Genomic DNA, 16,296 nt, shown 5'->3' with positions numbered 1-16,296 from the left:
CGACGTGTTATTCGAACGCCTTGTCGTTCGGGGCGGCATAGAGCTTCTGCACCGTTTCGCTCATCGGAAACTCGAAATTGATATTCTTCGGCGGCACGGGCTTCGTGAACCACTTGTCGTACATCGTCCTGATCTCCGGGCTCTTCATGACCTGGCTCATCGTTTCGTCGACGAGCTTTTTGAACTCCGGGTCGTCGCGGCGCATCATAAAGCCATACGCCTCCGACGACTGCGGCGTGCCGACCAGCACCCAGTCCGCCGGCTTCGCCGTCAGAGAGCGCGCGCCTGCGAGCAACACGTCGTCCATCATGTAGGCCACCGCACGGCCGGTTTCGAGCGTCACGCGTCCTTCGCCGTAGTCCTTCGCGCTGATGATGCTCATGTTCATCTTCTTTTCTTCGTTCATCTTGCGAAGAATGCGCTCGGACGTCGTGCCCTGATTGGTCACGACGGTCTTGCCCGCGAGATCGGGAAAGTCCTTGATGCCGGAATCCTTCTTCGTAAGCAGACGCGTCGTCGCGACGAAGAACGTGTCCGAAAACGCGACCTGATTCTGCCGCGCCATGAGATTCGTCGTCACGCCGCATTCGAGATCGACCGTGCCGTTCTGCACGAGTGAAATGCGGTTCTGCGACGTCACCGGAATGAAGCGAACCCGCAAATCAGGATGCTGCGTCTTCGCCTTTACCGCGTCGATCACCTTGTTGCACAAGTCCTGCGAAAAACCGACGACATTGTTATTGGTATCGACATACGAAAACGGCACGGATGTTTCTCGATGACCGATCGCGATCAGATTGGTGCTTTGAATCTTGGCAAGCGTCGGCTGGCTTCCCTGGCCGTAGCTCGCCCCCGCGACGAGCGAAAGCGCAACGAGCGCGCAAGCTGATCTGAACAGCGGCTTTTCTTTCATGATTGTTCCGGTCGATGTGAGTGATACATATGTTGCCATATAAAAAAATTTAGCTACATATGTATTTTCCCTCAATCAGGTCGCGATCTCACCGACTGTCCTACCGATAGTTCTCTCAACCGAACGCAGGTGGCGCTGCTCCGGGTGGTATGCAGGTCGACAGGTGTTGCGCAGTTGAAAGGCGGTGGACTGTCGTACGCACAGCATGCGCCCGCTCGCCCGCTCCGCAGCACGAGGACATGAGGCGACCTTGAAAGCGTGACCAGTGCTTCCGTGGGTGCGGACTGCGTGCTGCAATAAGCGTTTGAGCTTCGCAACGACGTTGCGACCGGGAAGCATCCCTTAGCGTCTGCCGCTGCGGCCCCATACGTATCGTATCCACCGCTGCCATCGAGTTTTAGGCGCGGGCAAGTTGTGCGTGGCCCGGGCCTCACGGTCCCGCTCGACGGATTTCCGCACCTGTTCGTGGATCTGCCGCAGCGTCATGCCACCAGGGCCCTTCAGTTTGTCGGGATCGGAATCGGGATCGGGATCGCGGTCGGAATTCTCTGTCATGGAGTTGCCTGGAGACGGTAACGGTCGCTGGGGCGTCACTTGTTGCCGACAACCGCTGCGCCGGACCGGTAGCGCAGTAAGTGATCCGTACCAGACTCGGACAGCCAGACTTCTCCCGGCCGGCCCATCATCTGGCGTACGTTCGCGTGTGGGCGCGGCAGCGCAAAGGTCTCGAATCGTTCCGTTTGTGGGTCGAAGCGCACTAGCGCGTTAGCGCTCCATTCGCTGAGCCAGACGATGTCTTTGTCGTCGACGAATATCGCATATACATGCGGATCGGAGCCCGGCAGTTTCCATTCGCGCCACCGATGCGCCGCCGGGTCGAACACGCCCACCTTTCCTGCGTTCCACTCGCTGATCCAGACGCGTCCTTTTGAATCGGACCACACCCGGCGCGCTCCCTGTTCCGGTGTCGGTGGCTCAATGACTTGCGCCGCGCCGCTCGCAGGATCGACGCGGCCGAGGTAGCTGCCAGCCAGTGAAGCGAAGTACAAGCTGCCGTCAGGGGTGACACAGATTCCATAGGCACCCGGCCCGCGGGGCGCATTGAACACACGCATGCTGCCGCTTCCCGGGTCGAGCTCACCATAGATTCCGCCTTGTCCGGTAAACCACAGGTGCCCGCGTTTGTCGAAAACGGCCGTGTTCAGGTTGGCGTTCTGTCGGTCTTTGGGCAACGGGAAGCGCGTGACGGCGAGTGTCTTCGAATCGACGCGTACGATCGCGTTCAGCCCGCCGTCGGTAATCCATGCTGCTCCATCCGGGCCGACGATCACGCCGTGCGGCGCCGATCCGTTGCCGAGCGGGACCCGCTCCGTCTTGCCGCTGCGCGGGTCCAGCCTTCCGACTGCGCCTTGCGCTTGCGCGGTGTACCAGACGGCGCCGCCAGGCTCTGGCGCGACATCGTGCGGTGCGGTGCCGGAGGGGAGTGCAAACGAGTCGAACGAAATGGACTGAGCCCGCACTGAACCTATTGCTAACATCGCGCCAACAAGAACCGACGCAAAATTCCGGAAGAACCGGGACTCGCGGATTTCCTTCAGCGTCGCCGAAGCCGCTGCGTTTGCGATGTGAATCACGTCCGCCTCCGTAACCAGAATTGGCCTGCACGCTGGTGCCAGCTTATTGTGGCACTAACCGGAAGAATCCTCGCGTGGGGCGCGGACAAGACGTGTGGCGGGCATTCGGCTGCGATTACCAGGTGGCTCGGTGGCCGCAATGACGCGATACGAATACTGTTCCAGTTCGGGCGAGACAAGGCCCGGCCACGCGCCCAGAGCCGAAGTCCAGCTATGGGTTTTGGTCAGGCGCTCAAACGCCGCGTTCTGGTCTTTCTACCTCGGTGGTCGCGAATGACCGGTCTTAGGCGGCCAATGCGTCATCGTCATATTGCTCATTTCATATTTGCCTTTGGCCGCGAGGTGGTGAGCAATGGACAGCGCGCGCGGGCAGTTATCCAAAAAGGCTTAACAGAAGATTCTCTTCGGCCAAATAGCGATGCGGCCGCCAGTGTGTGGAATCCATTTTCAACCTAGACTTGAATGGCGCGCTTGGCGACGTGCTTCCTGCGGGACGCAGGTCGTTGCCGGCGAGCGCTCAGCTAGCGGCCCGTCTTCGCGGAGCAACCGTGACTCGTGGAGGCAATCATGATCCGAGCAATCTGCACACTTCTTTCGCTTGCTGGTCTTTTCGGAGCGAGCATGAACACGTTGGCTGACCCTATACGAATTGAATCTGGCACTTATGGCGCGAATTGTGGCGCTCATCATGGCAATTCGACTCGTGCGTTGGCCCGACACTGTAACTCCGTCGCTACCTGCCGCTATCCGGTTTCCTGGCCGGCGGGCTCTCGTAGTCGAAATGCTTGCAAAGCCGATTTCGTTGCCGAATGGTCTTGCGGGTCGGGAGAGTTTCATCAAGCAGCGGTCAGATCTGCCGCGAATGATAACGGCGGAATTCTCGTGCTAACCTGCGTTCCGTCCACCGGTGCAGGCAAATAACCGATTCGACATGGGTATGCCTCGCAGAACATGCAAGTGGTCACTTGCCCGCCCGTGACACCGAGCCGTCCGGTCGCGTCGCTGTTATCGTAGACGAGTCGCGCTTTGAGAAAGTGGTCGGTTCATGAAGCGACCACTTTCTCCGCGTTGGCAAGCGTCAGATCCGCGCTTATTCGGCACTACCTTCGCCATGTTTCCCTCCTGTTTCCCGCGAGCGCCTTGCATTGCGAGAGGGGAGGTCGTCGACACCACGGATTAGACGATCGCACATTCCACTCGCAAACGTCGGCTGCGCCGCAGAAAACCGACCTTCATGGCGTTCACCGTGTACCTGCTTCACCGGTCAGCAGGTTGGCGCGGGCGATGTTCATCTCGATGATCGTCTCGAATACTGCAAGGCCGCCGCCATTGCCGGAGCCATAAGAGGCCAGTGCACGGTTGCTCTCTGCATCGCGAAATGTGCGGAAGGCACGCTCTGCCTGGTCAAAAGCGCGTACGGGATGCATTGCACGGCTCCCCTGACTGATCTTTTCCAGTTCCACCATATCGGCGCGCACTTTTTTCTCGGCGCTCGCGAGCTCGATTTCTGATTGCCTGACCGCTGCGGGATAACAGTCTCGCTGCTCAGCGGTCGAGGGTTTATCACGGCACTGTTTGTAGAGGGTCGCGGCAGTTTCGGCAGCTAGCGCGGACTGCATCATCATGCAGAGCAGCACTGTGCCAACGAGCGCCACGCTTCGCGACGTGAGCGAGAATGCACCGTTTCCACGGCGGGATTTCATGGGTAATTCCTCGCTGTCATGGGCGTACGAAGACCGCGCGCGACTATGCCGGGTCTGCAGGGCGTTGCGTCAATCGCCGGTAAGCGCAGGGCGCCGGGGCGCCGCCTCGAAGGGTTAATACCCTTTCGTATAGAGCGTCAGATAGTTGTTCACCGACGTTATGCCCGGCACGCCCTTCGCCACTTCCGCGGCCTGCTGGATCTGAGGACCGTCCGACACGCTGCCGGATAATGTCATTACACCTCCGCGCGCCTTGACGAATACGTTCGACACGTTGAAGTGGGGCGCTTTCGATAACGCCTTGCGTACATCCCGAGCCAGCGTCTTGTCCGCTGGCGTCGCCTTGCCTGAACTTGCAGCCGGATTCGACGCCATAGGCATAGCGTGGCTGGCTTGCGCGTAGACGTTCGACGTCAGCGTCACGCATCCCACTACGACGAGCAGATTCACGACGTTGCATGCTTTCATGATTGCCTCTTTGTTCGGCCTGGCAGATCGGGAGTCAAAGATGGCCAACATTCCGCTTCTAACAAAGCTGCTTGCGCGATTAAGCGAAACCTCTCGCGCCTCAGACAAAGCGGTCATCAGGCTGCATACGAGAGGCCCGGCGCGCGTCTTGCAGAGAGGTTGCCGCGGGGTTCGGCGCTTGTTGCCCTGGTCGCGGTAGCCATGGCTTGCCCATATCCGGGATCGTGGATCAGCGCATTTCGAGCCACAGCGGCTGATGATCGGACGAGCGGCTATTCGGGTCCACGTCACAACCCACGATGCGCGGCTTCAAATCCTCGGTGACGAAACCAAAATCGCATGCGAACGGTCCGTCGGGCCATTGCTCTTGATCATAGAGACCGACTGTCGCGGCCCGCCGGGCACCGGGGTGCGCGCAGGTCCATGCGTCGGCGAAGGCGGGCGCGCCGGGAATCGGCTCCAGCATCCTGCAATACGCAGAACTTTCGAAAGCGCTGTTGAAATCACCGCACACGATGGCAGTCATGGGACGTGCAGTGTCGGCGAACGGACTGTCCAGTTTTTCCGCTTTTGCGGGGCGGCGGGCATGGTCGCACGCTTCCTGATGCAATTCGTGCAGCCTCATCACTTGCGCCAGCCGTTGTGCTTTGGAGTAGAACTCAAGATGAGTGCTGAAGACGCGCAGCGGACCAATATCGGTTTCGATCACCGCTTCGAGAGCGACACGCAGCATCGACGGCTTGGCGGGGTCGGCCGGCCACGGGAGCGAATGACGCAGCACCTGCTTGACAGGCAGTCGGCTCACGATTGCATTGCCGAACTGACGCCGCTGTCGTGCGGCCCCGATAGGCGGAAGATCGGAACCGATCGCATCGACCACAGTCGCGTCCGGCAGCAACGCGGCGAGTTCGGCGAACTGATCGGCAGAGGGGCCGCCTGCCAATCCCCCCTGCGCCTGTCCCTCATGAAAGCCGCGCGTGACCTCCTGAAGACACAGGATGTCGAAATCGCACAGCGCCTTTGCCTCGCGCACACTGCGGGCGAGGTCGACGCGGCCGTCTACACCGCGTCCCCACTGGATGTTCCAGTCGACGAGACGCATGACGTCCCCCTTCAGAAGCCATGATCCCCAGTCTATCGCCGCGACGTCAAACGGATAAGCCGTGAATGCCCAGGAAACGACAAACTGTTTGTCTGGTTGTGAGCGCGCGCTTCATAGAGGTTAGGTTATTCCCTGCGACGCTGCACGTGACGCCATTCCAGCCGTCAAATCGGCCCGGCCGATGCTGACGTGCATTCCAGACTGATGTTTGAACCCAAGCAGAGCCGGATAGCGGCCGGCCATCGGTCGCTGTCCGACCAGGAGCCGCCAGTCGCCATCGCCGCGAAGTGCCCGTTCGAGAGGCTGTTCCGCTCAAACAGCGGACTTCAGCGATCGGACGGAGTCAGGCCGATCCAGTGTAGGCAGCAATCTGGAGGTGGCACGGCTACCACCGACTGGTGATCAGTTCGGCTTGCCGGCCATTACGGCCCACAGGGCGCGGCCGACGGGCCGGCGCTCTTACGCAGTGCAGCACTACGAGCTTGCTGGTCAGGAGCCGTTCACCTAAAAACCCTGGTTTGCCCGTCCATCGGCGTGAAGTAACCTACAGCGATCAGCCTGCGGAGCGCTTCTATGAAAAGGTCTGTGAACAGTGGATTGCGCCGCAAACTACTGATGGGTGCTGCCGGAGCGGGCTCCCTCGCGGCGCTCAGACCGCTGAAGATTTTGGCCTCCGAAGTGGGCAGCTCGGCTGCATTGGGTTTCGCCGAGATTCCCGATGGTGCGCTTGCCGAACAGCATCTGTACGCGCTGCCAGGCAAGGTGCCGCTGATCAAGAAGACTTATCGGCCGCCCAACTTCGAGACGCCGATTGAGTATTTCCGCACGCCGGTTACACCGAACAACGCGTTCTTCGTGCGCTATCACCTGGCCGGGATTCCGGAGGTACGAGCCGCCGATTGGAGGCTCAGTGTCGGCGGCGAAAGTGCCGGACGCGAGCTCGAATTCACGCTGGATCAACTCAGGAATGGTTTCGAGCCGGCCGAGATTACAGCGGTATGCCAGTGCTCGGGCAACCGCCGCGGCTTGTTCGAGCCGCACGTTGCGGGCGTGGAGTGGGGCGTAGGCGCAATGGGCAATGCGGTCTGGCGCGGTGTGCGCCTGAAGGACATCCTTGCAAGGGCAGGTGTACAGAACGGTGCACTCGAAGTGGTGTTTGGCGCAGCCGATCATCCCGTTATTGAGAAGACCCCCGCCTTCGTCAAATCGCTACCGGTGGAAGTTGCGCTCGACGAGAATACGCTTGTCGCGTTCGAAATGAACGGCAAGCCTCTGCCACACTGGAACGGTTTTCCCGCGCGCCTCGTCGTACCGGGCTGGACCGCTACGTACTGGGTCAAACAACTGGTCAGCGTGAGGGTGGTGTCCAAGCCCGAGCAGAACTTCTGGATGAGCACCGCGTACCGACTGCCGCGCGGCAAGTTCAAGACGCCAAGTTTCAAATCGCAGGTGGCGAGTGCGAACGAGCCGATCACCTTGATGGTAGTGAACTCGCTGATCACTTCGTTAAAGAGTGGGCAACAGATTCCGCACGGCAGGCCAATCGAACTGAAAGGCATTGCCTGGGATGGCGGGGCAGGCATCGACAGCGTCGAGGTGTCGACCGATTTGGGCGCGAGCTGGCAGAGAGCAAAACTCGGCCGCGACCTTGGCCGCTTCTCGTTTCGCGAATTCACATTCGCCGTGCCGGCGCGCGAACGTGGTTCGATGGTGGTGATGGCGCGCGCCACCAGCCGCTCAGGGGAAACACAGGTCGAGCGACTCATTCACAATCCGGCAGGCTATCATCACAACGTGATCCAGCGCGTGTACGTGGAGGTGGTATGAACACGCTCACGCAAATGGTTGCAGCTGCATTGCCCCTTGTGCTCGTGCTTGTCGATGCCGCAGCGGCGCAGGAATCGAAGGTCATGCTTAAAGAAGGAGCGGGCAGAGAGAAGGTCATGCAGTGTGCTGTCTGCCACAGCCTCGACTATATCCAGATGAACTCACCCTTTCTAAACAAGGCCGGCTGGAACGCCTCTGTCACCAAGATGATCGACGTATATGGTGCGCCAATTCCTAAAGAAGACGTGGAGGTCATCGTGAACTACCTCGTTCAGAACTACGGCAAGTCCACCGACAAGTAGTCGCCGATACAAGCACCGATTGGCACAGGCGTTGGAAGGCGAGGATGAGGAAAAAGCATTGGCCATGGAAGGGATGGGCTCGGCTTCTGTCTCGATTTCGTGGTTGTTCCGCTGCGAGCGGTCGATACGGCCGACAAGTGGCAGGCGACTCGGCGTAAGCGAATGACCGTTGCACTTTGAATGCGGCCCTTGCCGTTGCGGCAACCTGAAGTGCGCATCGGGTCCGACAGCGCCAGTTCGCTGTACCCGGAGCCGTTGCGGGCATCGATCACCGGCACGCGTCGTCACGACGCCCCAGCGCCCTCATGGATCGCGACGCCCCGCATCAAGCGCCGGGCGATGTCCGCCGTCTGCAGCGCAGCGCGTTCGGTCGGTGAATGGGCGGCGAGATAGCGGGCGACCGCAATGAGGACGTGCCGGCCCTCGTCAGTATTACCCCACGCTGCAAACTGCCGGACTCCGGCCTCCAGCATCTGATAGGCATGGAACCCAGCATCTTCGCGCAGCACAGCAAGCGCAAGCGTGGCCATCAGCGCCTGTGGTGAATGGCCGAGCGTGAGATGTCGCGCCACCAGCCTTGCGGCAAGATCAACCTGTCGCTGCCTGTCGAAGGCATCGAGCAACGCGGCGCGGATCGTCTCAACATCGGCAGGGAGGTCGTCGAGTTGCTCGCTGTCCTCACCTGGGATGCGGGCCGGCGGCACATTCAGATAGCGCGCAAGGTAGAGCGCCATGGCTCCGTGCATTATGGCGCGCGCGGCCGTGACGTAACCGTCGATGTCGGCGCTCCCGATCCGCCTCAGCATCTGGTGGACCGCGTTAGCGTAGGTGAAGACGTGGTGCGCCGTCTCCCAGTCGGCGTGCTCGTTGGCATTGCCGAAGCGGGCCACCCGCAGCACCGCTCCGTAAGCGAGCGATCGTCCCAGGTCAGCAGGAGTTGCGCCCGAGCGGATCGCCGCCTTCAGCGCATCGATGATCTTCGCTGGGTCGTCTGCGAGCAGCTTCCGGGCGAGCGCCGCGTGGTGCGACCATCCGCGCACGGCGCGCGCGGCAGCGAACAGTTCCGGCATCTGGCTGGCTGATTCCTCGCACAGCGCCACAAGATCAACGGGCTGGCGCCAGGCGGTCGATTCCTCCGCGCCGCGGGCGGCCGCCATCTGGCCGACGATAGTAGGCAGCAAAGCCGGCGCGTGCTCCCAACCGATCAGGTCGAGGCACTCAAAGGCCTTGTTGATGAAATCGAGCGAATGACCGGTGTCGGCAAACGCCCGTTCGGTCGCGGCCGACAGCAGGGCATCGGCAAGCACAGCTGGCGAGACACCGGCTGCAATCGCCGTCAGCAGGGTGCGCTCGCCCGCTTCGCGATGGCGCACACTTGTCCAGAGGCGCAGCCAGCGCTTGAGTGCGGCCGGCTCCGGCCGGCTTCCAAGCGGCGCACGTTCCCGCCGTGGTGCCTCGCCGGCGCAGTCCGCCGCCACGCTGCGCGCCCCATGAAACAGGGCAAGATAGGCTTCGTCCTGTGGCAAGAAGGGGAAGAGATTGGCCAGCGCCGTCAGTATCGTGAGACCGACGCCCCAGCCGTCGCGATTCTGCGCCCCAAACAGCGCCACCTGCCGCACAGTCTCGGCCATCGGCACATTGGCCGCGAGCTGACCTTGCACGGCCTTGGCGATGACGAGATCGAGGTCATGTGCGAGGCCGTCCGCAAGCCGCTGACGCCAGTGCGCCGCGGGGTCGGCATGACCAAACGTGGTCGTTACCCAAACGTCGCCATTGCGTACCTCGACCGCGCAGACGGGTATGTCGTCCGCCCACAGGTCGAAGGTGCAGCCGCTTTCAAGATCGAAGCGGGCATGGTGCCAATGACAGGTCAGGATGCCGTCCTCGATGCTGCCGCGCTCGAGCGGGAAGCCCATGTGGGGGCAACGATTGTCGAGGGCGAAGACGCGCCCGCGGTCGTAGATGACGAGGATCGGACGATGACCACCCTGCACAACCAGCCGCCCCTGCGCCTTCAGCTCTTCGAGGCTGCCCACGAGCATGAATTCCTGGTTCGGTGCATCCATGCGCACACCTCCTGCACGCGTCCTTCAGGGACATAGTAGATGCCGGCGATCTCGTGTCAACTCTCGGGTAAAACACGATATGCCGTCGTGGTTTGACGGAGCGGGTTGGTATGTCTTTCGGATATCGGCTGCGATCCGCGATTCGATTGAGGTCTGCGTCAGATCGGGGTGGGCCATGAAGTGACATGGCTCCGTATTGAAGGTGTCTCCGCTGTCGCGGTGTCAACCGCCGTTTGCACAAAACGTCACAGGAGGTATTTCCCTACAGTCGCACAAGCGCATTAAAGAGCCGCCACCTAACGTGAGGGGTTGGCCGCGTAGGACCGACCAAGGCCGTGAGCGAGGTCTAAAGCCGCCAGTTGCGCTGGAGAAAGATGCTCCAACGCCGGATCAACGGCTTGCGCGAGTTTAACCATCTCGCTCTCGACGTCAGTCGGTTCGGCCATGGAGAGCGGACCAACAGGCATATGGTCGAAGTGACCCGCCGTCATGTAACCAGGACCCTCCAGCTAGGAAGTTTCACCCGCCACCAGAGGTTCGGGCGCCGGTCCTCAAACCGAAACTGGGCATCTACCGGACACGAACTCTTGTCTTTGATAGCGATACTCTCCGGTGCCAGCAACCGAATCCCAATCGGTTGGAATACCCCGTCCTTGTCCTTGCCGTGCACGGCTATCGGAACAAGGCGCAAAACGCAGAAGTATCGGCATTCATTCGCTACACCACCTGCTACTGTTCATACGCGACGACTGGCGCATTTGTCCGGTCGTCCTTGTAAGTCGTTGGCAGCCATTCGACGCGCGAGTAAAACGGGGGCGATATCGGAGGCCTAGGACTTGCCGGATCTTGACGATTGTCTGGAGGGAATATGACATTCAAAGATGTGTTTGATACTCTGCGCACAGTAAAGGCGACGCATCCCGCGGGAGCCGCCGACCACATCAAAGAAGCTACCAACGGTAATACGCCGCTAAAAATAATATTCGATAACTTGAATTTTCAATGTGACAAATTTGAGCATTATTTTGAGTTGTACGAGCGACATTTGAAGAAGTACGTGGGCCACAGCCCGCGCATTCTTGAGATTGGCTGCCAGTACGGCGGCAGCGCAGAAATGTGGCGCAAGTATTTTGGTGAGGGGACATTGATACATGCAGTCGACATTGCTCCGCAATGTGCTGAAACCGATTATTTGAAAATTCACATCGGCGATCAGGGAAGTCATGCGTTTTGGGATTCCAACTTCAGCGATTTTCGCGAATTTTTCGATATCGTGATAGACGACGGATCACACGAAAATCCTCATCAAATCGTTAGCCTGTTGCGCACCTATGGCTTGATCAAGGACGGTGGTACCTATTGGTGTGAGGATACGCATACCTCATATTATTTCAATGCGAGAGTTGCGGACGGTGGCTACAAAAATCCTCACAGCTTTACTGAATTCTGCAAGGATGTGATCGACGTAATGAGCTCCGAACATACAAGGTATGCAGTCGGCGTTGGACCGATCGATGGGCCGCGGGTACCACCTGCGCTCGTCGCACAATTCGACAAGATACAGGGCATGCACTTCTATGACAGCGTGATCGTTATTGAGAAAGGCCCGCGCGTTGCGTTCGAGCGAGTGATTCATCGACCCCCAAGGCGCTGAGATCGGTTTGTCCGCAGTGCGCTTCTCATTGCCGGATACAGGTTTTGCATAGCTGGCGGCCTGACCGTCCGTATGCCAGAGGCGCAAGTTGAAACCGGCCGACGAAGCTGCATTGAAATCACCGCGGCAGTCCGATTTGAGGTCGTGTGATGGCCGGAATTACGTGCGTCTGCGGGCCGGGGTCTTGGGAGAGGGGAGGGCCAGCCGCGGCCGGCCACAATGAGCGTCTGTCATATATCGGACGAGCGCCCTGCAGTAACCCGCCTATTGTGAATGCGACGCGGCTCTCGTGCGCCCCGCTTCTGGCAGAGGATTACCGGGCGCTGCGCTTCAATGCGCTCCATAGCATCTGCCCGATTGCCTGAGGCAATTACCCAGCCTACACGGACCACCGCGTGAAAACGTTCGCTGCAAATTTTGTCGCCGGATGTACGTCCACGGTTCTTTGCTGATCGCTTCGAATATCAAAGGATCAGAAGTTGCGCGTTCCCGGAAGCGAACGGGGCAGCTTAGGCCACGTCCCCAGGGACATTGGCGGGAGTGCAAGAAGTCCTCGATATTGTGCGGGAATGATGAACGCTCCAAACATTTATGCGTTAGAGGCGACACGCGAGCATCGAGGGTTGCCGAGTGGCCTGCCATGCGCCGTCATCGAAATAGCGCTGCAGCAGAGAGATCTGTTCCTGGATTAATTTAGTCATCCTTCGCCACGCGCGCGTGATCGCGGAGACCGCACGCGGCACGAACTATCCGGAGCGCTCGCTCGAAACCGGGTATCAGGCCAACGAGTTGAAGCCGGATCATGACGCCCATCAATATGATCGAGAGCGTCAACTCACCCATCACTCGAGCAAGCGCGAGTCCGACGGCCCCAAAGCGGGGAGCGAGAAGGATGGCCACAAGGATGTTCAGAAACGTCGATGCGATGCCGACGATGGCAAGCAGACGATCCTTTTTTCGGGGCAGAAACACATAGCCGGCGACAAACTCGTTCAAGGCAGCAAACGGAAACATCCATGCAAAGATTTGAAGTATGTGACCGCTGAATGCAAAAGATCTACCGAGGATTAAAGGCAGCACAACAGGCGAGAGAGTGAGTGCTCCGAAGCAAATAAGCAACCCATAGCCAATCAACAAAGCAGCTCCGCGCCGGGTCGTTTGATGCGCGCCTTGTATGTCGCCTTGGGCAAGTTGCCGCGTGATGGTGGGGATAAATACTTGGGCCGCGGGCCCCATGAGCGCCAGGCCGACCGTTGCGAAGCGTTCTGCCGCGCCGAAATAGCCGACCTGATCTGGCGTCGACAAGAGCGTCAAAAGATACGTCGACGACGCGGTCAAAACCATCGATGCGGAATAATAAATGAACAGCATCGTCGAAGTTCGCATGAGAACAACGGATCCCGTCCATCTGATGCGTGGCCACCCTAACTGGGAAATCGCAAGTGCGTATGAAATGACCGACGACGCGACGCCCGAGATCAATAAGCTAGCGACGACCCAGACTGCGTCGTGAGGTCCTTTTACGATCGTCAACACCAGCACGAGGCTTAACACGAAGCCGAACACCTCAATGAGGATGGGTGTTCGAAACTGGTGAAGGCCTTGGAAAAGCCAACCGAGATTCATGCCGGACACGATCCCGAGCAGGGTGGCCAGCACACCGATTAGAGGTGTCTGGGAGAGAACAGGGGAGAAAATCGTGGCGAGGAGGCCTACGCATCCGCCTACGAGTGCGGGCACGAGACGCACGCTGAGGTGCAAAGAGAGGATGTCGTTGCATTCCGACGCCGATTGAGCTTTCGACACGTCGCGCATGCCCACGGGGACGAAGCCATAGCCGACAAGCATCCAGATGACACTCATCAGCGACATCGATGCCAGCACCCGACCGTATTCCTCGACACCGAGCACCCTGCCGTAGAACGGCACGACAATGATGAGGTACAGGTACCTCATCACGTAGCCGCCATACACGAACCCAATAGTCTGCGTGCTTTTTCGTCGATCCATTTGGTTCTCCGACGCCGCTTTTTGGTGTTCGCCTTGCAGGCGATGGCGGAATATGGCTGACATACTCCCGCACCGGATTAGGAAACGCGTAGGAGAGTAGAACCCATCCCACTAGTTTGCCCTTTCCGGCGCCCAGAGCACACTTAAGGGGTCGCGAGAAATGACAGGAGTAAGTATGTTATGTCGGGCAAGACAATTGAAGCAATTCCAGTTGGGGGAGTATTCATCCGACAACGACACTGTCCTGCGTGCGGGCCACGCGCCACTCAACGCGCAGACGGCGACACGGCCGATGTGCCGTGGTCGACCAGATAGAGCGGGTTTCGGCGCACTCTATCGCATTGAAGAGCACATTCAGTCTGGCTGGGTAGTCCACATCGTCGGGAACGGGGTTGTACCCAGCGCGTTCGAGGTCAGCAAGTTCCGCGCGTACTTGCGATCGCGTAACTGGAGCGCCTGTTTGGGCAAACGAAGCAACGGGAGAAGAGGCGAGCAACGCGAGCGCGGCCGCCCTTAAATGGATCGCAAAAAGGCTGCGGACACGCCCAACTGGAGGTCGGATGAAAGGTTTCGCGAACGCGCTATCTCCTTGGTGAGTTGCATGACCGTGCGGCAAGCAAGCGTCAGTTCGCCGTGGGGAGACATGGCAAGCGCAATGAAGCGAGGCACTGGAGGGTCGACCACCATCGATGCCTGCAGCCGGCATTCCTTTTCAAGATTGGCGATGGCGTAAGGTCCGAGCAACGCATAAATTCCGCCATCGGCCACGATATGCGCCTGCAGACTCAAAGAGTCGGCTTCCGCCGCGAAGTTGAGGGAGATCCGATGTTCACCGGCAATTTGCTCGAGTCGATCGCGCCAGCTGTTGGGGCGGCAGAAAGAGACCAGTGGAATCCCATCGAGCTTTGAAAAAGCAATCGTGGACTGCTTTAACAAAGGATCGCCCTCTGCGCCGACCAGGTAAGTCGCCGCCTCAACCAGATACTCGTCACCGTTTTTGGGCGTCGGACTATTTCGAAAAAGAATTGCGAGGTCGACGCTGCCGTTTTCCAACCACGTTTCCAGCAACGCACCTTGACCTTCGCGCACCTGTAGTTGCACCAGTGGATAACGCTCCCGAAGGCGATGGTAAAGGGTGCTGACAAGCGGATGCGCCGTTGAGGGCAAGATCCCGATTCTGACCACACCGATCGGCTCTCCCGCAGTACTGCGGATGTCGTTTGACAATTGTTCCGTACTGGCCAGCCACGCCCTTACGCGTGGGGCGATACGCGCCCCCAACTCGGTTAATACCACGCCTCGCCCGGTGCGCTGAAACAAACGGCCACCGCAGTATTGCTCGAGCTCAACAATCTGGCGGCTGATGTGCGGCTGACTCGTCCCATAGGCAACCGCGGCCTTGCTCAGGCTCCCGAGTTCTGCGGCGTCGATGAACAGCTTCCAGGCAGCGTAGTCCACCGCAAGGCCCCCGATAAGGTATGTCAAATCAGTATAGCTGAAATGTCCGGTTAGACAGTTCTCGCATGAACCGTCCATCCCTACACTGCAACGCATGCACCGTTGTTCCGGCTTGAAGCGAAACGAGCAGCGGGCTCTCCTCTCTCGAACAGAGGAGCCGAAAAGCTCAATTTGGATGGAGACGTCATGAAAGCGATCGATCTGCGCGGTTTGGTCCCGGCACCCGTTACACCCTTCACCCGCGACGGTGCGGTGGACCACGCAGCAATTCAACGGCTGGGTTCGTGGCTCGGCGGCATCGAGGGGGTTAAAGGTCTAACGGTTCTTGGCCACGCTGGCGAAGGTACGTTCCTCACACAGAAAGAACAGGCTGAGGTCATCCAGAGCTTCGTGAAGTCCGTTGACGGCAAGATCCCGGTCATCGCCGGTATCACGCTGGAAGGCACCGAAGTGGCTGTCGAAGAAGCGAAGCGTGCCGTAGAAGCCGGCGCGTCGGCCGGTCTGGTGTACCCGTCGCACGGCTGGCTGCGCTTCGGCTACCAGAAGGGTGCACCGCAAGACCGCTACCGCGCCATCTACGAAGGCAGCGGCCTGCCGCTCATCCTGTTCCAGTACCCGGATGCCACCAAGGCGACCTACAACCTCGAAACACAACTGGAGATCGCCGCGCAGCCTGGCGTATTCGCGATGAAGAACGGCGTGCGCAACATGCGCCGCTGGGACGTGGAGATTCCCATCATTCGCCGCGAGCGTCCGGAACTGCAAATCCTGACCTGCCACGACGAATATCTGCTGCACACGATGTTCGACGTCGACGGTGCACTCGTCGGCTACGGCGGCCTGGCCCCTGAGCCGCTCATCGAACTGATCAAAGCGGGTAAGGCGAAAGACTACAAGGCAGCTCGCGCGATCCATGATCGCCTTCTGCCCGTGACTCGCAGCGTGTACCACCGTGGCTCGCACATGGAAGGCACCGTTGCACTTAAGCACGGTCTCGTGGCCCGCGGCATCCTCGAGCATGCAACGGTGCGCTCACCGTTGCTGCCGCTCGCGGAAGGCGCGGACGTTGAGATCACTGACGCGCTTCGTTCTGCGGGCCTCGTCGACTGACGGGGGGCTGTCCACCAATAGCCCTATGACGATAGCGATGCGATACACC

13 protein-coding genes are annotated in these 16,296 nt (G+C 59.6%); 4 read left to right on the top strand and 9 right to left on the bottom strand.

Annotated elements, in window-relative coordinates:
- Nucleotides 1–7 precede the first annotated feature (7 nt).
- From JMY24_RS27665 to JMY24_RS27645, 5 genes are all read right to left on the bottom strand, one after another.
- Nucleotides 8–913 carry a glutamate/aspartate ABC transporter substrate-binding protein gene (locus JMY24_RS27665; RefSeq protein WP_128588871.1) on the bottom strand — a complete coding sequence of 302 codons (906 nt, stop codon included), beginning with the start codon at nt 911–913 and terminating at the stop codon, nt 8–10.
- Between the two features lie 590 nt (nt 914–1,503).
- Nucleotides 1,504–2,451 (bottom strand): Vgb family protein, encoded by a 948-nt coding sequence (locus tag JMY24_RS27660; protein WP_236597553.1) that lies wholly within the window; start codon nt 2,449–2,451, stop codon nt 1,504–1,506.
- A 1,337-nt stretch (nt 2,452–3,788) separates the two neighbouring features.
- Nucleotides 3,789–4,250, bottom strand: a complete 462-nt coding sequence (locus JMY24_RS27655; RefSeq protein ID WP_201703291.1) for a lysozyme inhibitor LprI family protein — start codon at nt 4,248–4,250, stop codon at nt 3,789–3,791.
- Nucleotides 4,251–4,364: 114 nt separating this feature from the next.
- A complete protein-coding gene (locus JMY24_RS27650; protein WP_128597608.1) occupies nt 4,365–4,718 on the bottom strand; it encodes a BON domain-containing protein in 354 nt (117 codons plus the stop codon).
- 229 nt (nt 4,719–4,947) lie between these two features.
- Nucleotides 4,948–5,820: an endonuclease/exonuclease/phosphatase family protein gene (locus JMY24_RS27645; RefSeq protein ID WP_201703290.1), complete on the bottom strand. Its 873-nt coding sequence runs from the start codon at nt 5,818–5,820 to the stop codon at nt 4,948–4,950.
- A 573-nt stretch (nt 5,821–6,393) separates the two neighbouring features.
- On the opposite strand from JMY24_RS27645, the gene JMY24_RS27640 reads away from it, so the two are divergent.
- Nucleotides 6,394–7,647, top strand: coding sequence for a molybdopterin-dependent oxidoreductase (locus JMY24_RS27640; protein WP_201703289.1), 1,254 nt, complete (start codon nt 6,394–6,396; stop codon nt 7,645–7,647).
- Nucleotides 7,644–7,949: a cytochrome c gene (locus JMY24_RS27635; RefSeq protein ID WP_236597539.1), complete on the top strand. Its 306-nt coding sequence runs from the start codon at nt 7,644–7,646 to the stop codon at nt 7,947–7,949. The genes JMY24_RS27640 and JMY24_RS27635 overlap by 4 nt, the downstream gene beginning before the upstream one ends.
- A 284-nt stretch (nt 7,950–8,233) precedes the next feature.
- Here the strand turns inward: JMY24_RS27635 and JMY24_RS27630 are convergent, their stop codons facing one another.
- On the bottom strand, nt 8,234–10,015 hold the full coding sequence (locus JMY24_RS27630; protein WP_201703288.1) for a Rieske (2Fe-2S) protein: 1,782 nt from the start codon (nt 10,013–10,015) through the stop codon (nt 8,234–8,236).
- 868 nt (nt 10,016–10,883) lie between these two features.
- Between JMY24_RS27630 and JMY24_RS27625 the strand changes: the two genes are divergently transcribed.
- Complete coding sequence (locus JMY24_RS27625; RefSeq protein ID WP_128598137.1) at nt 10,884–11,669, top strand: methyltransferase domain-containing protein; 786 nt, start codon at nt 10,884–10,886, stop codon at nt 11,667–11,669.
- 693 nt (nt 11,670–12,362) lie between these two features.
- On the opposite strand, the gene JMY24_RS27620 is transcribed toward JMY24_RS27625, so the two are convergent.
- The 3 genes from JMY24_RS27620 to JMY24_RS27610 form a co-directional block, all read right to left on the bottom strand.
- Nucleotides 12,363–13,679, bottom strand: a complete 1,317-nt coding sequence (locus JMY24_RS27620; protein WP_128598158.1) for an oligosaccharide flippase family protein — start codon at nt 13,677–13,679, stop codon at nt 12,363–12,365.
- A 223-nt stretch (nt 13,680–13,902) separates the two neighbouring features.
- The gene (locus JMY24_RS27615; protein ID WP_128598159.1) at nt 13,903–14,202 is read right to left on the bottom strand and encodes a DUF4148 domain-containing protein; all 300 of its coding nucleotides are present in this window, start codon (nt 14,200–14,202) and stop codon (nt 13,903–13,905) included.
- Complete coding sequence (locus tag JMY24_RS27610) at nt 14,193–15,137, bottom strand: LysR family transcriptional regulator (RefSeq protein WP_128585190.1); 945 nt, start codon at nt 15,135–15,137, stop codon at nt 14,193–14,195. The genes JMY24_RS27615 and JMY24_RS27610 overlap by 10 nt, the downstream gene beginning before the upstream one ends.
- A 186-nt stretch (nt 15,138–15,323) precedes the next feature.
- Between JMY24_RS27610 and JMY24_RS27605 the strand changes: the two genes are divergently transcribed.
- Nucleotides 15,324–16,247, top strand: coding sequence for a dihydrodipicolinate synthase family protein (locus JMY24_RS27605; RefSeq protein ID WP_128598138.1), 924 nt, complete (start codon nt 15,324–15,326; stop codon nt 16,245–16,247).
- Nucleotides 16,248–16,296: the final 49 nt, after the last annotated feature.

This window comes from Paraburkholderia kirstenboschensis (assembly GCF_904848585.1).
GTDB lineage: Bacteria > Pseudomonadota > Gammaproteobacteria > Burkholderiales > Burkholderiaceae > Paraburkholderia > Paraburkholderia kirstenboschensis.
The sequence above is the reverse complement of the archived record's forward strand: the minus strand, read 5'-3'. Positions and strand labels throughout refer to the sequence as shown.